Source organism: Caulobacter sp. FWC2, assembly GCF_002742625.1.
GTDB lineage: Bacteria > Pseudomonadota > Alphaproteobacteria > Caulobacterales > Caulobacteraceae > Caulobacter.
This window is the reverse complement of the sequence record NZ_PEBF01000001.1, coordinates 1,064,449-1,084,234: the sequence shown is the minus strand read 5'-3', so window position 1 is coordinate 1,084,234 and position 19,786 is coordinate 1,064,449. Positions and strand designations below refer to the sequence as shown.

The following is a 19,786-nucleotide window of genomic DNA, read 5'->3' as shown; positions in this document are numbered from 1 at the left end:
CCTGTCGCTCTTGTTCTCCGACTTAGGCCCAGCATGCTGCTCCCGCAACCGCTCGTTCATGGCCGGCTAGTCAGTCGCTACAAGCGCTTCTTCGCCGACCTCATACTGGACGACGGACGGGAGATCACCGCTCACTGCCCCAATCCGGGGGCCATGCTGGGGGTGAAGGACGCCGGCCAGGGCGCCTGGGTGTCGTGGTCGGACGATCCCAAGCGCAAGCTGGCCTGGACCCTGCAATGCGTCGAGCAAGGCAATGCGCTGGTCGGCGTCAACACCCTGCTGCCCAACCGGCTGGTCGCCGAAGCGCTGGCGGCGGACGCCATTCCGGAACTGACCGGTTACGCGACCATCCGCCCCGAGGTGAAGTACGCCGAGGCTAGCCGCGTCGACTTCCTGCTGACCCACGAGGACCGCCCGCCCTGCTGGCTGGAGGTCAAAAACTGTCACTTCAGCCGCACGCCGGGCCTGGCCGAGTTCCCCGACTGCAAGGCCGAGCGCTCGACACGCCACCTGTCCGACCTGGCCGCCCAGGTCGCCGAAGGCCACCGCGCCGTGGTGCTGTTCGTCGTCCAGCGCGAGGACTGCGAGACCTTCCAGGCCTGCGCCGACCTCGACCCGAAATTCACGGCCGGCCTGGACGCCGCGGCCAAGGCGGGCGTCGAGGTGCTGGTCTACGCCTGCGCCATGAGCACCGAGGCCGTTCGGATCACGCGGCGGATCCGTTGGAGCAACGCGCACCTAACAGCGATTTAAGCTGCAATTCGCTCGCATTTCGCTACCCCGTCCGGGCTCGCGAACTGTGGGGATCGCATGAAGAAGACTGTCCTGGCCCTGGCCGTTCTGACGCTCGCCCTGTGTGGGTGCGGCCCTAGCGAGCCCGGCAAGTCCGAAAGCGGCATGATGACGGGTCTGCGGGCGATCTTCGCCTTCAAGGCCTGCACCGGAAAGCTGGAGGACCGCTTCGGCCTTAAGACGATCTCCAGCGTCACCTCCAACGACATGGACCCTGTCTCGACGGGCAAGCCCGGCGAATGGGACGTCAAGTTCACGGCGGACCTGACCGAGAAGGAGACCGGCCGGGTGACGCGCTACAAGGGCGTCTGCCACGTGCGCCGCGACAAGCCCACGACCCTGGACGCGGCCTTCGTCAAGGAGATCCGCCCGGCCACGGACACGGTGCGACGGATCAATCCTCGGTGAAGGCGGGCCATTGAAAGCGGGCTTGGGGTTGAAATCTGTGCTACGATAGGCAGATACGCCCCTTCAGCCGACCAGATCGCCGCCCGAAACGCGGCGGCGACGCCCGAGCAGAGCATGACCCTAGACGACACCCTCGAGATCGAAGCCGAAACCCGCACGGGCCAGATCAAGATCCACACGGCCGCCGACTTCGAGGGCATGCGCAAGGCCGGCAAGCTGGCGGCCGAGTGCCTGGACATGCTAATCCCGCACGTGCAGCCGGGCGTGTCGTCGGATCACCTGGACACCCTGGCCCGCGAGTTCATCCTGGATCATGGCGCCCTGCCGGCCTGCCTGTACTATCGCGGCTACCCCAAGACGGTCTGCATCTCGCGCAATCACGTGGTCTGCCATGGCATTCCTGGCGACTGGAGCCTGAAGGAAGGCGACATCGTCAATATCGACGTCACCGTCATCGTCGACGGCTGGCACGGCGACACCTCGCGCATGTACGGCGTCGGCGAGGTGGGTCCGCGCGCCCGTCGCCTGGTTGAGATCACCTATGAGGGCATGAAGCGCGGCCTGGACGCCGTGAAGCCGGGCGCCACGCTGGGCGACATCGGCCACGCCATCCAGTCTTACGTTGAGGCCCAGCGCTGCTCGGTCGTCCGCGACTTCTGCGGCCACGGCCTGGGCCGCGTGTTCCACGACGCCCCGAACATCCTGCACTTCGGCCGTCCCGGCCAGGGCGCCGTGCTCAAGCCCGGCATGTTCTTCACCGTCGAGCCGATGGTGAACCTGGGCAAGCCGGCGGTGAAGGTGCTGAACGACGGCTGGACCGCCGTGACCCGCGACAAGTCGCTGTCGGCCCAGTGCGAGCACTCCATCGGTGTCACGGAAGACGGCTACGAGATCTTTACCGCCTCGCCGGCCGGGCTGTTCCAGCCGCCGATCCTGGGCTGAGCTTCACGGCGTCCTTCGAGGCCCGCTAAGCGAGCGCGCCTCGAAGGACGCATTGCCCCTCTAGACAACCCTGGCGCGATACCGCCAAGATGCTCCCCTGAGGTCGAGGGGCGGCATGGTCAGCGTCACATCCCTGGTCGTTTCCGACGTCGCGCCGGACGAACCCGTCCAGGCCGCCGCCAAGCGATCCCGCAAGTCCGCCCACGCCCACCACGCTGGCCACCGCGAGCGGCTGCGAACACGCGCCAAGCTCGGCGGCTTCGTGGCCCTGCCCGACTACGAGCTGCTGGAGCTCTACCTCTTCCGGACCTATCCGCGCGGCGACGTCAAACCGCTGGCCAAGAGCCTGCTGGCCCGCTTCGGCTCGCTGGGGGCGGTGCTGGGCGCGACGATCGAGGAGCTAGCTACCGTGCCCGGCGTCGGCGAGACGGCGGCCATGGATATCAAGCTGCTGCACGAGGCCACGCTGCGGGCCGGCCGCGACAAGATCTTCAAGCGACCGGTGATCAGCTCGTGGAGCGCCCTGCTCGGCTATGTCCGCGTCGCCCTGGCCAATGAGTCGCGCGAGCAGTTCCGGGTGCTTTACTCACACGTTTTCTGAACATAGCTTCCGCCCCGAAAGCTGGGCTGGAACGCATGACTGACGCCTACATCTATATCCGCTTCTCGACCCCTTCCCAGGAAGACGGTCACAGCTACGAACGCCAGTACAAAGGCGGCATGGGCCTCATTGCCGAGAAGGGCTGGACCCTAGTCGAGACGGTTGAAGACCTCGGCAAGTCGGCCTGGAAGGGCAAGCACCTGAATGGTGGCGAGCTAGGCAAATTCAGCGACCGGGTTCGGGCCGGGGACATCGCACCTGGCAGTTGGTTGATCGCGGAAAAGACCGACCGGCTAAGCCGCCAGGGTTGGGAGGAGTTGTTCGACTGGCTGCGCGACATGACGCGCAAGGGCCTGAACGTCATCACCCAGGACAACCACGTCTTCACCCAGGAGACGATGCGCGACACCATCAGCGTGATCCGCATTCTGCTGGAAGGCCAAGCCGACAAGGCGCACTCGGACAAGATCAGCGACCGGGTGAGCAAGGCCTATAACGACAGCATCGAAAAGGCCCGTAACGGCGGTCCCAAGATCAGCAAGAAGTGCCCCGGCTGGCTGGAGCTGTCTGAGGACCGCATGACGTGGATACGGAAGGAAGATCGGATCGCGGTCGTCCAGATGATCTACGAGGCCGCTGCCGAGGGCAAAGGAAGCCGCTGGATCGCGAAGGAGCTGAACGAACGTGGTGTGCTGTCGTGGGGTGGCGCGCGTCGCAAGCTAGGTGGTGGTTGGGACGCCACGACGGTCAGGTGGTTGCTGACCAGCGAAGCGGTCGAAGGCCACTATGTGGTCGGGGCCGCTGCACCCAAGAAGGTCAAAGACCCTGGACGACGGATCGACAACTATTTCCCCGAGATCGTGGACGCCGACTTGGTGGCCAGGGCTCGTGCTGCGGTGGATGGACGGAGACTGACCGGCGGTCGGGACACCAGCAATGTCGTGAACCTGTTCCGTGGCGTGGTGCGCTGTCAGCAATGCGAAAAGCCGATGCGCCTGACCAACTTCCATGGCGTCCACCAGTTTCACTGCGCCAACTGGCAAGCCCGACGAGGCTGCACGAACTCCAGCTACTTCATGTATCAGCCGTTCGAGGACAAAGCGCTCGACCTGATCCTCACCCGCGTTCTGGACGACAGGTATTTCAGCCGCGCCGACGACACCTATCCGCTGACCGTGGAAGTGGCGGAACGGAAGAACGAGTTGGACGAAGCGCAGGCCCGACTCGACCGCGCTGTTGACCAGATCATCAATGGTGCGAACCCCGAGATATTTGAAGCCCGCATCCCAGGGCTCAAGCAAGGGCTCACAGAGGCCCAGAGCGCCCTTCGGGACGCCGAACAGCGCCTGCTTCGTGCAAGGGGCTCTGTGAGCGCTGACGAGCACCGTCGGCGGGTCCTAGAGGTCCGAGACAGCATCACGCACGAGGACAAGGAAACGCGGGTGGCTGCGCGGCTCCGGGTCATGCAGGCGCTTAAGAGCTACGTCGATGTCGTGTGGTGCAACGGGGCAAACGAGTGGGAGGGCGAGGAACACAAGACGTTCGCGCTCCACCTGACTTCAAGCTCGTACATCGCGGTCATCACGGACGAGGGTCGGGTTCTGATGGAACAGAACTTCCTCGATGAGATCGAGGATGACGACGACATGGAGAATTTCGCGTGGGGCGACGCTAAGACCGAGAAGCACCTGACCGACCTAATCCGGCGCGAGAAGCAGGGATAACAGCGCAGATAAGTAGGAGCATGACCCAACTGCTCCTGATCTGCCCGAACTGCCGAAGAATGGTCGAAGTAGACGCTTACGTTTGCCGCTGGCGCGCCTGTTCCCCGAGGTGCAGTGAGGCCAAGCCAGAGCTGAGGGCCTCAATCCCATCGCCGCCAAAGGACGTCGTTCGTGCGCTGCGACTGCGGAGCCTGAGCGACGATCAGCGCGCGAAGCTCAGCGCACGACGTAAAGGTAAGACCCTAAGCCCCGAGGCCAGGGCAGCGATTAGTGCAAAGCTGACGGGGCGAAGCCTCAGCGCTGAAACGCGCGCGAAGATCAGCGCAGGACATCTCGGAAGAGCAAAGCCGCGTAAAGCGACACGCGCTGTGGACGCGACTTAGAACAGCGGCAGCTCGAAGCGTTCCTCGTTGACGATCAGCACCAGCAGGTCCCGTTGGCGCTTGTAGTAGACCCACACGCCACGGAAGCAGGTTTCACCCGACTTGCGCTGCACCAAAGCGCCCTCGGGCGAGAAGTCCTGAACCATTTGGTCGACCAGCGCGTCCAGGAAGTCTTCGGCTTGCGTTTGCATGTGCATCTCCTTGTTCAATGGAGATACAGCCTGTGTTCTAGGTTACGACCGAAGAATACGACCTAACTCAGAAATATCTGAAGTCGCACCAGACTATTCGGATGACGTCTATTCAAAGTCTTATTAGTTGGTCCGAGGGCCGCATTCCGCGGCTCTTGAGGGACCAATGACGACGATTGATGCGACGCCTATCCGCACGCTGAACGACCGCTTCCGCAAAGACATGGATTTCAGCCTGGGGCGCTGGGTCATGACCCGAGGCGTCAACGACAAGGGCGTGCTGTTCGTGCAGCGAGCTTGCCGCGCAGTCAGGGAGTTCGACCAATTCAACAACGGCAACGATCCGCACCGCGAACACGACCTGGGCCGCATGGAGGTCGATGGTGAAACGGTGCTCTGGAAGATCGACTACTTCGATCCAGACCTACAGCACGGCAGCGAAGACCCGTCCGATCCGGCCAAATGCCACCGCATCCTGACGGTGATGCTCGGCGAAGAATACTAGCCCAGCCCTTAGAAGCCCCGCTCGTCGGGGCTTCTCCATGACTAGCTAAGTAGCTGCATGAGCAAGTCAAAGGGCAACGCAGGGGAACGAGAGCTGTGCCGCATCCTCGCTGACACTTTCGCTGGGTCGTTCATCCGCGTCCCAAACAGCGGCGCGTTCACGGGCGGCAAAAACGCGAGCCGGATGGCCACCATGTCAGCGGGACAGGTGCGCGCATCCAAGGGCGATATCATTCCGCCCGACCACATGCCCCGCCTTGTTATCGAGGCGAAGTTCTACAAGGACTTCCGATTCCACCAACTGCTGAGCGCGTGCCCGCAACTAGATGCCTGGCTGGAGCAAGCTGCCGTATCGGCTGGACCAGACGACCTCTCGCTGGTGTGCTTCAAGATCAACCGCGTAGGCTGGTACGTGGCCCTACCGACCAACCCAGCGTTCACGCTCGGCAGTCATGCGACCTACCAGACCACGACAGGCCAGTATCTCGTCGCTCCCCTCGGTGACTTCCTGGCGAGGAACCAAGCCGAAGTGCTGCGACTGTCCCAGCCAAGCCCCTAGAAGGGCTCGTACAGGGGCGAAAGAGGCGCCGGACAGGCCTAGTGCCCAGATACAGAAACGGCCCCTTTGCAGGGGCCGTTTTGCGTAGAGGGCTTGTCGACGCTGCTAGGCAGCTTTGCGACCGCGCTTCTTCGGAGCGCTCGCCCCGCGCGTTGCGGCGCGCTTCTGGATCATCGCTTGGACTTCCTTGTCGATCTCGGCGATGGCCGGATCGAATTGGCCGGTGAGCAGATCGGCTTTGATCGCCCCATAGACGCCCGCGAGCTGCTTGGTCGGGACAACCAGTTCCGTCTCGTCGTTGAGCAGCTTGATCGCCTTACCGCCGTGACGGACGGTGAAAGCGGCGTTCTCGCCCTTCACCTTGAACCAACGACGACCGCCGCCCTCGGCCTGCCCGATCAGGGCAACTTGCTTGTCGATGTTGGCGGCGATGATCTGCTTGGCAGTCTTCTTGTTGGCGCTGCCACCCTTGAATTCCGAGAATTCCGAAACGGGCTTGGCCAAGGTCTTCCAGTCCATCTTGTCTCTCCTGAGTTGCGCGGTTGCGCTGTTGATCCGAAGTGAATCCAGTTTGAAGCTGCGTCAACCAATGAAGGCAGCACCACGCAATGCACGGCGCATCATGTTGTCGGTGACAGAGACGTATTCCATGGTTGTATTAACATGGGCGTGCCCTAGGACCTTCTGGATGATGAAGATGCTATCACCCCGGTCAACCATCTTCGTCGCTAGGCTACGACGACCGGAGTAGCAGGACCCTTCAATGTCGGCGAGGCGATACAGGCGTTGAAACGCATCGCTAATGCCTCTTGGCGTGAAGGGATTGCCCTGCACATTCAGGAATACGCGACCGGTGCGGCCCTGCATGTGAGCAGCAAGCATTTCATGGATGCTTGGCTCGATAGTCAGTGAGCGGCCAGACTTGCGCTTGGAGTGGCCGATAGGAATACGAAGCTCCGTGGTGCGGAACCAAGAGCTGTCGAGACCCGCAAGCTCCATAGGACGAAGCCCGTAGTCGAAGCTCAGTGCGAGCAGAAAGCGGTACATCGCAGGACGCTCCATGCGCTCTGCAAAATCGAGCAGCTTAGTGACTTCTTCCTGATCCTTGATCGGTGCCTTCATGGGACAATCTCCTTGTCCCATCGCTCTAAAGCCACCGTAGGAAATTACGACCACAGAGTTGAAGAAGGTCAGCCTTACAGCGCTCTCCAATGACCCCGCTTGCTAAATAGATGTGTGAGCAATTTGCTCACACAGAAAAACAACAATTGGGGAAACCAATGGAAGACCAAACTAAGGCAAACACGCTCACTCATGCCGCTGCGTCAAACGCGACAGACGCAGCGAACACACTCAAGCAAATGGGGGTGACGCTGAACAACGGGAGCCCCTTCATCATCGATTCAGGCAAGGTGAAGTTCGCTGACGTAAAGCTCGCGAGCATCTATGCCTCAAAGACCGAAGTTGAAGACCTCCGACAAGAAGTCGCCCACCTGAAGAGCCTCTATCAAGAGGTCTTTCTAATGGCTGCCCGCGCTGTCTCGGATATCGCTGACGCCGCTGACACGGACGGTGCCGAATGAGCACCCCAGCACACTCACTTCCTAACTCATTTTTGCGCCTATCCCTGCCGCCCCTCATGCGCGAAATCGTGGCCACCAAGAACGCGAGAGACGCCATGCGCGGCTTCCAGATGGAAAAGCAGCTACAGCTCCACCTGAACGAGCTGCTGAACGTCTTCTTCCCTCTGATTTCTGCCCTCGACCTTCCGACGAGCAGCGCTCTAGCGTCGTTCGTATTGGCGATGAACCGAGTTTGCTTGAACCCAGAACACGTCACAACGTGGCAAGCGTTCTCTGACAGGCACGAAAGCTACATCAGGGACGCTCAGCATTTCTCCGATGATCGCGCTGCCATCCTCAAGGAATGGGGGCTGGCATGACCGATCAGGCCCCAAAACCAGTCCCCACTTTCTACGGCCACCCCATCACGCCCAAGCTGACGAAAGAGCAGGAAGCACGAGCGATTGAACTGTTTGCCGAGGGCATGTCGATCAAGAAGGTCGCGACCACGCTGCAAGTCGGCGAGAACCGCGTCCGAACGCTCAGGGACAAGCGGAAAACCGCCGAGGCTCAGGCACTCTTCCAGGCCACCAAGAACACCCCAGCGGCTCTGAACAACCTCCAAGAAGGGCTGAATAAGGTCATTTCGATCCTCGACCAATTGGTCACGAACGAGGCTGCTCAGAACACCGAAATCAGGAAGATGAACAAGGCGCTGTTCAGGCGATCAACGGAGAACAAACGCCTCCGAGAAACCGTCGCACAACAGAAGGCCGACCTACGCGACCTGAAGCGCTTCTACCACGGCAAGACCGGAAGGGAGTGGCTATGAGCGACATCAGAACCAAACGCCACCTGACCCGAACTGCGACCGGTGCCTATCTCCAATACGCCGACTTCGACCTGACGTGACCCCCTGAAACTCCTCCAGGAATAACTAGAGTCCGCCCCAGGAAAGGGACGGACGAATGAAGCGATCACGGTTCACGGAAGAACAGATCATAGGGATCCTGCGTGAGCAGGAGGCGGGCGTCCCGGTGGCGGACCTGTGCCGCAAGCACGGGCTCAGCTCGCCGACCTTCTACAAGTGGAAGGCCAAGTACGGCGGGCTGGACGTGTCGGAGGCGCGGCGGCTAAAGGCGCTTGAAGACGAGAACGCCAAGCTCAAGCGGATGCTGGCCGACGCGATGCTCGACAATGTCGCGCTGAAGGATCTGCTGGGAAAAAAGTGGTGACGCCCGCCGCGCATCGGGAGGCCGCAGCCTATCTGCGGTCGGCCTACGAGATGAGCGAGCGGCGGGCGTGCCGGGTCCTGGGCGTGGATCGCAGCAGCGTGCGCTACCAAGCCACGCGGCCCGACGACGGTGTCCTGCGCGAGCGGCTCAAGGCCCTGGCCCAGGAGCGCCGCCGGTTCGGCTATCGCCGGCTGCACGTGCTGCTGCGGCGCGAGGGGCACGCGGTCAACAAGAAGCGGGTCCAGCGGCTTTATCGCGAGGAGAAGCTCACCGTGCGCCGGCGCGGCGGACGCAAACGGGCGGTCGGCACGCGGCGGCCCCTGGAGGTCCCGCTGACGCCCAACCAGCGCTGGAGCCTGGACTTCGTGTCCGACCAGATGACCGACGGCCGCCGGTTCCGGATCCTGACGGTGATCGACAACTGCACGCGCGAGTGCCTGGCCCTGGTGGCCGATACCTCGCTGTCAGGCCGGCGGGTGGCGCGTGAGCTGGACGCCATCATCGCCCAGCGTGGACGTCGGCCCGACACCATCGTCAGCGACAATGGGACCGAATACACGTCCAACGCTATCCTGGCCTGGACCGACGACAGCGGCGTGGGCTGGCACTACATCGCGCCGGGCAAGCCCCAGCAGAACGGTTACAACGAGAGCTTCAACGGCCGGCTACGCGACGAACTGCTGAACGAGACCCTGTTCCGGTCGCTGCCGCACGCCCGCGCCGTGCTGGAGACCTGGCGGCGCGACTACAACGAGCACCGGCCCCACTCCAAGCTCGGCTGGATGACGCCCAGGGAGTACGCCAGCGCCTTCTGCGGAGAGACCGGCCGGCACGCTGCGCAGGCTGATAGCTCCGCGCACCGGCCTCTTGCCACCCACCAACACCAAGGCTCAAATCAACCCAGGACTCTCGTTATGGCTGGATGAGAAATGGGGGTCACGTCATGCGCCAGGAGCCCGAACGAGGCACCGGCCGCACGATTGTCACCTACGATCCAGGCAAACTCGACAACAAGACCCCGCCATTCCTGCGCTTCACCATGGAAGGCGACCGCTGCAAGCTGGTTGAGCGCAACCACGGTTCAAGGCAGTCGCCCAAGTGGGTTTCCGAGCCCGGAAGCCTCTTCCACATCATGGAGCACAACCCGCTGGCCAGCGCCGAGGGTAGCGGTGCCGGTGACGCAGTTCAGCCCCTCGTCGAAGCCTACATTCAAGCCACACGCATGATCCGCGACCGCATGGCCGCGAACGGTAGGGTCGAAGGCTACTTCAAGGCTCCTCCTCTCGAAACGGATGAGCAGCGAGCCACCTACAAGAAGTCCATGGAAGACCTGAATAGCAGCGATGCTAAGGTCCTAGTCGACACCGACTTTATCACCGCGCAACTGTCGTTCACCGACCTTGATCTGGTCGCCACCATCGACAGCCTGACGCGCGCGATCGCGAGCGGTTTCGGTGTTCCAGCCGTGTTCCTGAACCTCGCTGGCGAGAGCAGCTACGCCAACCAACGTGGCGCTGACCGCATCTACTACACTGGCTGGGTGAAGCCTCGCGCGCTTTGGCTGATGAAGCAACTTGAAGCGAACTTGCGTCGTGATTTCGACCCCACCCTGGAACTCGGTATCGATGAGACGGAGGTCAATTACCTCCAAGACGACCGCCTGGAAAAGGCGGCTGGAATGACCCAGCAAGGCGTCTTCACCATCAACGAAATCCGCGACGTGATGGGCTATCCGCCCATCGCCAAGGGCGACGAATTAGCCAAGCCCATGAACGCTCCCAAGGAGGCCGCGGACACCGAGACCGACAAGCCGAAGGAAGTAAGTCCAAACGCAGATACCTCACGCCGTAACGGCTCGAAGTCGCTCGCGAAATAAATAACAAAAAGAACAAACACGCGGATGCGACAGGAGCCGAATGAAAACAAAGGACGTCAAGTACGCTAACTTCAAAGCTGAGGATATTGGTGACAACTACGTCGCCGGTTACGCCTCCACCTTTGGCAACGTCGATGCTTATGGCGACGTTGTTGAAAAAGGCGCCTTTACGCGCACTTTGAAGGCCCGTTCAGGCAGCATCAAGTTCCTGAAATTCCACGACCCCAATCAGCCAATCGGCAAGGTCACGGAGATCAGGGAAGACGAAAAAGGCCTGTGGGTCAAAGCCGTGTTCTCCAGCACAGTCGCAGGCCAAGAGGCTCGGACTGAAGTCAAGGAAGGCGTCCTTGACAGCTTCTCAATCGGCTTCCTTCCGATGAAGACGAAGGCCGACAAGACGGATGATGGCCGCGTCATCAACCGCCTTCAAGAAGTGAAGCTATACGAATTCAGCCTCGTGACCTTCCCTGCAAATGAGCAGGCCGTTGTCACCGCTGTTAAGTCCGAAAGCGACAAGCCTGTGCTCAACGAACTTAATCAGGCCCTGCTGGATCAGTTCGGCGCATTCCTTCTCACCAAGCAGCTCGACGAAGCAGCCGCGAACGATGATGCGGCTTCCGAAGAGATTGAAGACGAAGATGCGGCGGCTGATGACGAAGCGGAAAAGCAGATCGACACCACGGTTGATGAGGTCAGCAAGGCGTTCAGCGAAGCGCTGTTCAGTCTAAAGCTAGAAGCCGCGCTGAAGACCCTGCGTAAGCGCGCATAACACCAAGCTACTAGAGCCCGCTGATAAATAAAATATCGGCGGGCTTTTCCATGCCTGCACGTCAGCACTCCGCAACGCCGGACCCGCTGCTTGGAAGAAGGACCCGCTCACCAGCACTCCGTCTGCCGCCCAAAACAATAACAAAAAGAGGGCAGAAAATGTCTCAAGAAATCATGGGTCAGTTGACCGAACTGACCGACCTCGTTCGCGAGAAGGCCGCAAGTGCCGATGTCGTTGACAAGGCTACCTACGCTACCGGTGTTGCAGAGCTGCAAGCCGAGCTGAAGTCCCTGCGTGATGACCTCGCTGCTAAGTCGGCTCCACGTCACGACGCACAAGATGTACGCGAACAAGCTGCTGAAGCCTTCGCTAACTTCATGGTCAAGGGCTTCGACCCAAAGAACGAACTGCACCGCAAGGCTGCTGCTGAAGCGAACTTCCTGACCGGCGAAGCTGGTGGTTTCACCATCCCTCGCGTTGTCGATCCTGAAATTGGCGAACTGCTGCGTCAGACCAGCCCTGTCCGCTCGATGGCCCGCGTCATCAGCGCTCCAATGGGTTATGTCCACCTCGCAAAGAACAGCAAGCCAGCCGCTTCGAAGCGTGCTGAAGGCGGCGCTGTCACCGATGGTCAGGTCTCGACCTACAACGAGATTACCTTCGGTTCGGCCGAATTCTACGAGAACGCTGCGCTCTCGATCTGGACCCTGGACGGCGACAGCCCAATCGACTTCGCCGCTCAAGCGAAGAAGGACATCCTGGCTGGTCTGGCTGAACTGGAAGCCCAAGAGCACCTGCTCGGCACCACTCAGAACACCATCAAGTATGGCCCAACGCCAACCGCAGTCCTGGTCAACTCAGGTCTGCTGACCCTGGGCGTCAGCGCCAACGCAAACCGCTTCACCAACGATGTTGGTAAGCTGGGCGGCGTTATGTCGGCTGCGAACAAGGCCGTCACCTTTGACGACCTGATCAAGCTGCAAGCCTCGCTCCACAGCAACTACAGCGGCAACGCCAAGTACCTGTTTGGCTCGGAGCTTGAGACCCAGCTGTTCACCTTGAAGGATGGAAACGGCAACTACGTTTGGGCTCTGAACCAAGCAATCGCAGGCGGTCCAGCTACCATTCGTGGCAAGGAATATGCGGTTTCGGACTTCATGCCCGACATCAACACCGCCGCTAACGGCGCTGTCACCGTCCTGTACGGCGACTTCTCCAAGTACCTGATCACCGAACAGGCTGGTGTGTCGTGGGTCTTCGACCCAATCACCGACCTGCGTCGCGTGAAGTACCACGCACGTATGCGCCAAGGCTCGGGTCTGACCGACTTCCAAGCAATGCGCGCACTGACCAACAAGGCTGGCACCTAAGCCACTTGTAGGTACGTAAACAGAGACCCCGCTGGCAACAGCGGGGTCTTTTGCTGACCTGAATAAATACCCGACAGCATTAGCTATCGAGGTATCCGACATTGGCAGTTGAACTAACAACAGAAGGTCTAGACGCGAACAGCTTCATCGCCAGCCTGGAAGAAGCAAACCTGTTTCTTCTGGAAGTCTATGACCCCGAGCTGAACGATGCGAACGGACCAGCGCAGCTAAACGCTACCCACATTCCTCAGCTCATCGAGGCCGCGCACGCGATCAGCACCTATTGGTCGTTCCTGGGCCACAAGACGCACCCTCTGCAGAACCTCGCATGGCCGCGAACGAATGTGACGCTCGGCCGCCAAAAGCCGGGTCCTGGCTGGTTCAACCGAGCCTATCCGCACCTCGACACCTCGTATGCGGACCTAGCCCATCACGTGATGTGGGAAGCACCGGGCCTGTTGGCCGAAGCAACCCTGCCAAACGATGAAATTCCCAGGAACGTGAAGGTCGCACAGGCGATCTTGGCGGCGCTCTTCACCAAGGGCGTGACCATCTGGGAGGACAACAAGGGCGATAACACCCAGGTCCAAATCGACACCCTGAAGGTGGACCAAGTGAATGCGGTGTCTCGCATCATGTCGGTTCGCCAGCGTCTCGCACCATGGGGCAAGTTCATTGGCTCGCACATGAGCGCGCCGGGCGGTGCGCGTGGCTAATGCGTTCGCCAAGGCTGTAGCTCAACAACTGAAGGGACGCTTCGCACAGGACGCGATTATTCACTGGCCTGCGGCCGGTGGTTTGAGCCGCACCGGTGCGACCGCCGCACCGACGACACAGACCGTCCGAACCATCATCACGAACCGGACGGAGCGTATCAACGGCGCAATCGTCCAGACCACGACCGCAATTCTACCTGCGACGGAGCGCAGCCTTATCGGCGCTTCCCTGACCGTCAAAGGTAGCCTACCCCGCAAGATCGCCACGTCCGAAAACATCGGCGGTTCTGCCGACGATGCAGCGTTCCAGAAGGTGACGCTGACATGAAGGGCGCGGACGTATTCAAGCGCCGCCTGGGCTCCATCCGACGTGCCGTCGAGAACGCTCCTGAGCTGTTTCAGGAAGCGGGTGAAGAGTGGCTTGAGCAAGACGCAATTCCCGCTGCTCAGCAGCTCGCACCAGTCCGAACCGGTGAACTCCGCGACAGCATCGGCGGTGCTGCCAACGAGCAGCAAGTCCGCCTGTTCGCCACCGCTGAACATGCCCGAGCGGTCGAAGAAGGCACGAGCAAGATGGCTGCTCAGCCCTACCTCGCACCAGCGATTGCGAAGACCCGAAACAAGCTGTCAGCGCGCATTCGCACCAAGCTAAAGGACCACCTGAAATGACCCGCTTCGAACCTCTCCTTGCTGACATTTACGACGCCGTAGCAGCGTCTCCAGAAGCGAGCACACTCCTTGGCTCAGGTGACTGGTTGGACTTCGGTCTTCCACCTGAACCCGGCCTTCTTGTGGACGCTCCTGTGGTCCGCATCGACGGCCCTTACCTCGATGACGACAAGCTGAAGCGCTACCCGATGACCCTCAAACTGTGGGCCTTTGAGGACGGCGATTACCTGAAATTCCTCAACCTCGCAGAAGCCCTCAAGGACGCGCTTAACAGGTCTTCCAAGCTGCTCGACAGCACCGCTGGTTACGTCCCCCGCAATGAGCCCCAGCTCTACTGCGCTCTATTCAACGTGGTTGCCTACCTCGGCTAGGCCAAGCCCGCGGCGAAGTGCCTATAATAAATAGTTGTGCCCATTCAACCACTTAACGAGGCACAACATATGGCACTAGTCCAAAATATCCAACGCGGTGACAAAATCCGCCTGTTTGCTGCAAGCACGGCATCGCGCGACGCTGCTCCAGAAAATAAGGACGACACATTCGGCGTAGCTGGCGTCGTCAATGACGTGTCGCTCGAATGGTCGTCAAAGACCGAAAGCGAGAAGGCGGCCACCAAGGCTTCGCCAAACTACGTCTCGCTCGCAGGCTTCACCGAGATCACTCTGAAGCTGACTGCACAAACCCTCTACAATGACATGCAACTCCAATTGATCCGTAACGTCGTCGGCACGCAAGACCCTGTCTGGCTGCAAATCCGCGACGTCACGGGCGCAGTTGCAAACCAAAACGGCTCCGGCTGGACCACGCCACCAGCGATCCTCCTAGAAGGCGACTTCATCGTCGTTGAAGAGAGCGTGAAGGCGGAAACCAAGGGCGTGATGGAAGTCACCCTGAGCTTGGAAGCTGCTGGCGAGGTGAAGCGTGCTGCTCGCGCCTATCAGCCATACCAAGACACCACGCCGTAAGCTGATACGTAAAGGGGAAAACAAGAATGCTAAAAAGCACACGTATCGGCACTGGCAAGATCAACTACGTCGGTGAAACCCTGGAAGTCAGCGCTACGCTAAGCGCTCTCAATCGTCTCGGATTGGAGAAGGGCTGCGACGGCATCGAAGCGGCCGACCAGCTACAAGCGAAGAAGCATCCAGGCATTGCCGAGCTTCTGTACTATATGCAGGTCAATTCGGATCACTCAGCAGACGAGATTTACGACTGGCTGTTCGGTGATCTGACAGCGTTCATGGAGAACGATGAAGGGGTCAAGGATCAGGTCGCTAAAGCGCTTGTCACCATGTTCGGCCTTCGCATTGCAGAACAACTACCACAGTCTGGTGACGCCCAAAAAAAGGATGGCGTCTAGGCCGGACTGAGGTCGCCTTTGCTAACCTCGTTAGAAGTGGAATTCAGCCCAGCGAAGCGCTTGCGATGACCTGGGCTGAATATCTCCTCATCATCCTCGCTAACGAGGAACCACCTTCACGCATCGAGACCGCTGAAGACTTCAGCAAGGCATGGACTGAGGTCTTTGGGAGCTGAGAAGCCCAACCTCCACGGCGAGTAAATACGGCGAAGAAACCGTGTTGCTCGCAGGAGGATAATGGCAGAAGCACTCTCACTAGGGATCGACTTTGATACAAACATCAAAGCGGTTCTCCGCGACTTCGACAGTCTCCTAAGTTCGTTCACTCGCCTCTCTAGCGGCGCTGACAAGAACAGCAGCCGGGTCAGGTCCTCCCTCCAAGGCATCTCAAGCGCAGCCCCAAAGGCTGGCTTCCTCAACGGCGCTATCCGCGACCTTGAGCGCCTAAGCGGCACCTCCAAGGGTGTTGATGGCGTCGGCAAGGCGCTGGACAGCCTTAAGGGCGCAGCAGCAGGCCTCGGCATCGCACTCGGGGCCAAAGAGCTTGCCGAGACCGCCGACGAATACACCAACATCCAAAACAGGCTGCGCCTTGTCACCACTGACACGCAGAACCTGACCGGCGTCATGGACGCGCTGTTTGGCGTCTCCAACCGCACCCGATCGAGCTTCGAAGCTACCACCGACCTCTACGGCTCGTTCGCCCGCTCCTCGAAAGAGCTAGGCCTTTCCCAGAAAGACCTCATCGGCATCACCGAGACGATCAATCAGGCGATCAAGGTCTCAGGCACCGACGCGCAGACGGCGGCCAACGGCATCCGTCAGCTTGCACAGGGTATCGCCTCTGGAACGCTGCGCGGCGACGAACTGAATTCCGTCCTCGAGAACATGCCACGCCTCGCGACCGCGATTGCGGCGGGCATGAACATCTCGGTTGGTCAGCTCCGCAAGCTGGGTGGCGAAGGCAAGATCACGGCCAAGGCCATCACGGACGCCCTGAAGAAGGAAGCGCCCCAGATTGCGGCCGAGTTCACCAAGCTCACCCCAACGATCAGCGACAGCCTGACCACCGTGAAGAACAACTTCACGAAGTTCCTGGGTGACTTCGACAAGGCCACAGGCGTCAGCACGGCAGTCGCGAACGCCCTAACCATCGTCGGTCAGAACATGGATGTCGTAGCCGCTTCGGCTGGCGCTCTTGGCGTCGCGATGCTGGTTGCGTTCGGTCCTCAGATCGGCGCGGCCATCGCAGCAGCTACAGCGGGCGTGATCGAATTCACCCTGGCCCTAGCCGCTAACCCGTTCGGCCTTCTCGCTATCGGCATTGCAGCCGCCGGCGTCGCTCTCGTGGCGTTCGGTGACGACATCGAGGTCACATCGGACGGAGCTGTCTCGCTCAAGGATGCCGTGGGCGGCGCGTTCGGCGTGATCGGCGACTACATCAAAACCGCCGCGGACTTCCTCTCCAACGCATGGAAGTCGGCAATGGGCGACGCCTCGGCCGCGACCAGCGGATTCCAAGCCGCTGTTGGCAAGGTCATGGTGGCCATCGCCAACTTCGTGAAGACCTACGTCACCACGATCATCGACAATTGGGTGTTCGCTGTGAAGGCGATCATCACCGTTTGGAACGGTCTGGTCCCCGCAATCAAGGACATCGCCATTTCGGCGGTGAACAACCTCGTCAGCACGTTCGAGGGCGGCGTCAACAAGGTCATCGGCCTGCTCAACAAGGTGCCAGGCATCGAGCTTGCGCCCGTGAAGATGATGGGCCTCCAGAACGACAGCATCGGCAAGGCCGCTGCTCTGGTGCGCGGTCTCACGAAGGACTGGAACGACAGCCGAGGCGCGACCGAGCGCGCGGCAAAGGCCTTTGGTGATGCCGCGATTGCGCGTGCTCGCCAGAACAAGGCCAAGGCCGCCGAGCAGAAGGGCACGGTCAGCGACAAGGCCGGTCCAGCGACGGCCACGGCTCCAGACGGCAAAAAGAAGAAGACCGGTAGCGGCAAGTCCGACGCGATGAAGGCGTGGGAGGAAGAGCTGAAGCGAATGCTCGCTTCGGAGGCCTTCTACTTCAAGGACAGCACCAAGGCAGAACTGGCGTTCTGGGAGGCCAAGAAGAAGCTGGTCCGTGCCGGATCGACCGACGAAACCACGATCATCGACAACATCGGCAAGCTGAAAAAGAAGCTCGCCCAGGACGGGCTACGCGAACAGCTCGACAATTTGGAAGCCCAACAAAGGGCCGCTCGCGACAACGCGACCGAACAACTCCGCATCGAGAACGAGAAAGCGGAGCTGATCAAGAAGACCTACGGCGAGGACAGCGAACAGTTCCGTCGCGCGCTTCAGGACAAGGACGAAGCTGCTCGCGAGTTCGCCGACAAGGAGCGCACGCGCGCCCGTGACATCGCGGACTTTAAGGCTCGCATGTTGGAGGCCGACCAGCAGCTCGCGGCCGACGAAACCAGCCGAAAGAACGCCGACGCTATCCGCCAGATCGAGCAGGAAGCGGCGGCAGGCAGGATCACGGACCAGCAGAAGCGCGACCGCATCAAGCAAATCCATCTGGACGAGGTGAACCAAGAGCGCACCCACCAGGAAGCGCTTTTCCAAATCCGTCTGAAGGCCCTGGAAGACGAACTGCGTCTGCTAGGCGTCGGCACGGAAGCGGCCCGCAAGGCAGCTCAGGACATTGAGGAGCTGAAGGCCGATCACGCGCGCGACCAGAAGCGCACCGATGGCCAGGAAGCGACGATCTACAAGCAAGCTGACCTCGATAACGCTGACGCCATGCTCCAGAAGACGCAGCAGCTTTCGAGCCTGTTGACGCAGCTCTGGGACGACCCGACAGCGGCCATGCGCTCGTTCTTCTCGTCGTTCCTGTCCAGCCTTCTCCAGAGCATCGCGCAAGCGACCATCCTGAAGAACACGATGGCTCAGGCCGGTGGCGGCGGTGGCATTGGCGGCATCCTGAAGACCGCGATTGGCGCAGCGTTCGGCGGTGCTCGTGCGGGCGGCGGCGGCGTCAGCGGCAGCAACTTCTACCTCGTCGGTGAGAAGGGCCCTGAGCTGTTCGCCCCAGGTCGCTCGGGAACGATCATCCCGAACCACGCACTCGGCGGCGGCTCCGCTGGCGGCACGTCGATCAGCATGGGCGGCTTCGTGAACCACATCACGGTCCAGGGGAACGGGGATCCAAACAAGATCGGTCTGGCGGTCGTCGCTCAGCAGCAAAAGCAAATCGACAACGCCGTTTCACTCGCACTTTCCAGAAGGGGGATCAGGTAATGGCCACGCCGCTACCATTCGAAAACAAACTGAAGATGCCTCGCTGGGCGGGCAAGCTGAACGCTGAGACCATGCAGACCGGCAGCTTGCGCCTGACGCAGCCTATCGGCCTCAACCCGATGGAATGGACCTCCACGTTTGAGTGGTTCGGCCTGAACCGCGACGACGCGAAGGCCGTCATGTCCGAGTTCGCGAGCAAGGCCTACAACGGGACCTACAGCTACACGGACCTCCAAGAAGGCCCCTGCCTGGTCCGTCCGACCGGCGAGAACGTCAGCTACGTGGAAGCCCATGCAGGGCACCAATCCAGGCTGACCGTTGACGTGAGGAAGCTGTGATGACCGGCAACCTCTACGTCTCCCAATACGAAGGTCTGGTGGAGTGGGTTGTGATCGACTTCACGCCCTACGGCGGCCAGCAGTATCGCATCGTGAACAGCAGCTTGCCTGACAGCGAGCCGGTGGGCGCGTTCTTCGGCAACGTCTCTTGGCAGGGTGAAAGCTGGACGGCTGTTCCCCTTGAGAGCGCATCCTGGCGACGCGGTGAGAAGTCGGACAAGCCGAGGATCGTCATTCCCGATGTGGAAAGTCTGATCTCCACGACCTTCGACACTTACGATGGCGCCCCTGGCATCCAGATCACCCGCTACAAGTCCCTCGGACTTGGCGTCCCGCTCTCGACCGAGCGCTACACACTGGCCAAGCACCAGAGCGTCCCGGGCTTCAAAGTCACGCTGGAGCTGACCCACGTCCTCGACACCAACACGTCGATTCCAAGCTACCGCATGAAGCGCACCGACTATCCTGGGCTTGGACCAGCGACGCAGAGGTAAGC

The 19,786-nt window shown here is 60.8% G+C and carries 25 protein-coding genes and 1 pseudogene; 23 read left to right on the top strand and 3 right to left on the bottom strand.

Annotated elements, in window-relative coordinates; all coding sequences use genetic code 11:
- Positions 1–33 precede the first annotated feature (33 nt).
- From sfsA to CSW62_RS05175, 5 genes and pseudogenes are all read left to right on the top strand, one after another.
- The gene (gene sfsA, locus CSW62_RS05195; protein ID WP_099576109.1) at positions 34–753 is read left to right on the top strand and encodes a DNA/RNA nuclease SfsA; all 720 of its coding nucleotides are present in this window, start codon (positions 34–36) and stop codon (positions 751–753) included.
- Positions 754–810: 57 nt separating this feature from the next.
- Positions 811–1,200, top strand: coding sequence for a hypothetical protein (locus CSW62_RS05190; RefSeq protein WP_099576108.1), 390 nt, complete (start codon positions 811–813; stop codon positions 1,198–1,200).
- 114 nt (positions 1,201–1,314) lie between these two features.
- Positions 1,315–2,142 (top strand): type I methionyl aminopeptidase, encoded by an 828-nt coding sequence (gene map, locus CSW62_RS05185; protein WP_099576107.1) that lies wholly within the window; start codon positions 1,315–1,317, stop codon positions 2,140–2,142.
- A 115-nt stretch (positions 2,143–2,257) separates the two neighbouring features.
- A pseudogene (locus CSW62_RS05180) lies at positions 2,258–2,728 on the top strand (hypothetical protein); the annotation flags it as partial.
- A 50-nt stretch (positions 2,729–2,778) separates the two neighbouring features.
- Positions 2,779–4,467, top strand: coding sequence for a recombinase family protein (locus tag CSW62_RS05175; protein ID WP_099576106.1), 1,689 nt, complete (start codon positions 2,779–2,781; stop codon positions 4,465–4,467).
- 379 nt (positions 4,468–4,846) lie between these two features.
- On the opposite strand, the gene CSW62_RS05170 is transcribed toward CSW62_RS05175, so the two are convergent.
- Positions 4,847–5,041: a hypothetical protein gene (locus tag CSW62_RS05170; protein WP_099576105.1), complete on the bottom strand. Its 195-nt coding sequence runs from the start codon at positions 5,039–5,041 to the stop codon at positions 4,847–4,849.
- Between the two features lie 166 nt (positions 5,042–5,207).
- Here CSW62_RS05170 and CSW62_RS05165 point away from each other — a divergent pair, with 166 nt between their 5' ends.
- Positions 5,208–5,546: a DUF3768 domain-containing protein gene (locus CSW62_RS05165; protein ID WP_099576104.1), complete on the top strand. Its 339-nt coding sequence runs from the start codon at positions 5,208–5,210 to the stop codon at positions 5,544–5,546.
- 57 nt (positions 5,547–5,603) lie between these two features.
- Positions 5,604–6,104: a hypothetical protein gene (locus CSW62_RS05160; RefSeq protein ID WP_099576103.1), complete on the top strand. Its 501-nt coding sequence runs from the start codon at positions 5,604–5,606 to the stop codon at positions 6,102–6,104.
- A gap of 105 nt (positions 6,105–6,209) precedes the next feature.
- Here the strand turns inward: CSW62_RS05160 and CSW62_RS05155 are convergent, their stop codons facing one another.
- Together CSW62_RS05155 and CSW62_RS05150 are read right to left on the bottom strand one after the other, a co-directional pair.
- A complete protein-coding gene (locus CSW62_RS05155; protein WP_199170518.1) occupies positions 6,210–6,623 on the bottom strand; it encodes a hypothetical protein in 414 nt (137 codons plus the stop codon).
- Positions 6,624–6,686: 63 nt separating this feature from the next.
- The gene (locus CSW62_RS05150) at positions 6,687–7,226 is read right to left on the bottom strand and encodes a site-specific integrase (protein WP_158235389.1); all 540 of its coding nucleotides are present in this window, start codon (positions 7,224–7,226) and stop codon (positions 6,687–6,689) included.
- 158 nt (positions 7,227–7,384) lie between these two features.
- Here CSW62_RS05150 and CSW62_RS05145 point away from each other — a divergent pair, with 158 nt between their 5' ends.
- From CSW62_RS05145 to CSW62_RS05070, 16 genes are all read left to right on the top strand, one after another.
- Positions 7,385–7,687 (top strand): hypothetical protein, encoded by a 303-nt coding sequence (locus CSW62_RS05145; protein WP_143324336.1) that lies wholly within the window; start codon positions 7,385–7,387, stop codon positions 7,685–7,687.
- Positions 7,684–8,046: a hypothetical protein gene (locus CSW62_RS05140; protein WP_143324335.1), complete on the top strand. Its 363-nt coding sequence runs from the start codon at positions 7,684–7,686 to the stop codon at positions 8,044–8,046. Before CSW62_RS05145 ends, CSW62_RS05140 begins: the two co-directional genes overlap by 4 nt.
- The gene (locus CSW62_RS05135) at positions 8,043–8,498 is read left to right on the top strand and encodes a hypothetical protein (protein ID WP_143324334.1); all 456 of its coding nucleotides are present in this window, start codon (positions 8,043–8,045) and stop codon (positions 8,496–8,498) included. Before CSW62_RS05140 ends, CSW62_RS05135 begins: the two co-directional genes overlap by 4 nt.
- 136 nt (positions 8,499–8,634) lie before the next feature.
- A protein-coding gene (locus CSW62_RS05130; protein WP_099576098.1) for an IS3 family transposase occupies positions 8,635–9,827 on the top strand; the annotation gives its coding sequence in 2 pieces (ribosomal slippage) (positions 8,635–8,893 and positions 8,893–9,827; 1,194 coding nt in all).
- A 17-nt stretch (positions 9,828–9,844) separates the two neighbouring features.
- Positions 9,845–10,777, top strand: a complete 933-nt coding sequence (locus tag CSW62_RS05125; protein WP_158235387.1) for a phage portal protein — start codon at positions 9,845–9,847, stop codon at positions 10,775–10,777.
- Between the two features lie 40 nt (positions 10,778–10,817).
- Positions 10,818–11,546 carry an HK97 family phage prohead protease gene (locus CSW62_RS05120; RefSeq protein WP_099576096.1) on the top strand — a complete coding sequence of 243 codons (729 nt, stop codon included), beginning with the start codon at positions 10,818–10,820 and terminating at the stop codon, positions 11,544–11,546.
- Positions 11,547–11,704: 158 nt separating this feature from the next.
- On the top strand, positions 11,705–12,916 hold the full coding sequence (locus CSW62_RS05115; RefSeq protein ID WP_158235386.1) for a phage major capsid protein: 1,212 nt from the start codon (positions 11,705–11,707) through the stop codon (positions 12,914–12,916).
- 101 nt (positions 12,917–13,017) lie between these two features.
- Entirely contained in the window at positions 13,018–13,632 is a 615-nt protein-coding gene (locus CSW62_RS05110) for a hypothetical protein (protein ID WP_099576094.1), read from the top strand.
- Positions 13,625–13,960, top strand: a complete 336-nt coding sequence (locus CSW62_RS05105; protein WP_143324333.1) for a hypothetical protein — start codon at positions 13,625–13,627, stop codon at positions 13,958–13,960. Before CSW62_RS05110 ends, CSW62_RS05105 begins: the two co-directional genes overlap by 8 nt.
- The gene (locus tag CSW62_RS05100) at positions 13,957–14,301 is read left to right on the top strand and encodes an HK97-gp10 family putative phage morphogenesis protein (RefSeq protein WP_099576092.1); all 345 of its coding nucleotides are present in this window, start codon (positions 13,957–13,959) and stop codon (positions 14,299–14,301) included. The genes CSW62_RS05105 and CSW62_RS05100 overlap by 4 nt, the downstream gene beginning before the upstream one ends.
- The gene (locus tag CSW62_RS05095) at positions 14,298–14,672 is read left to right on the top strand and encodes a hypothetical protein (protein WP_099576091.1); all 375 of its coding nucleotides are present in this window, start codon (positions 14,298–14,300) and stop codon (positions 14,670–14,672) included. The genes CSW62_RS05100 and CSW62_RS05095 overlap by 4 nt, the downstream gene beginning before the upstream one ends.
- A gap of 69 nt (positions 14,673–14,741) precedes the next feature.
- Positions 14,742–15,266: a hypothetical protein gene (locus CSW62_RS05090; RefSeq protein ID WP_099576090.1), complete on the top strand. Its 525-nt coding sequence runs from the start codon at positions 14,742–14,744 to the stop codon at positions 15,264–15,266.
- 26 nt (positions 15,267–15,292) lie between these two features.
- Positions 15,293–15,661, top strand: a complete 369-nt coding sequence (locus tag CSW62_RS05085) for a hypothetical protein (protein WP_099576089.1) — start codon at positions 15,293–15,295, stop codon at positions 15,659–15,661.
- A gap of 237 nt (positions 15,662–15,898) precedes the next feature.
- On the top strand, positions 15,899–18,952 hold the full coding sequence (locus CSW62_RS05080; RefSeq protein WP_099576088.1) for a tape measure protein: 3,054 nt from the start codon (positions 15,899–15,901) through the stop codon (positions 18,950–18,952).
- Positions 18,952–19,290, top strand: coding sequence for a hypothetical protein (locus CSW62_RS05075; protein WP_099576087.1), 339 nt, complete (start codon positions 18,952–18,954; stop codon positions 19,288–19,290). Before CSW62_RS05080 ends, CSW62_RS05075 begins: the two co-directional genes overlap by 1 nt.
- Positions 19,290–19,784 (top strand): hypothetical protein, encoded by a 495-nt coding sequence (locus CSW62_RS05070; protein ID WP_099576086.1) that lies wholly within the window; start codon positions 19,290–19,292, stop codon positions 19,782–19,784. The genes CSW62_RS05075 and CSW62_RS05070 overlap by 1 nt, the downstream gene beginning before the upstream one ends.
- The last annotated feature ends 2 nt before the right edge of the window (positions 19,785–19,786 follow it).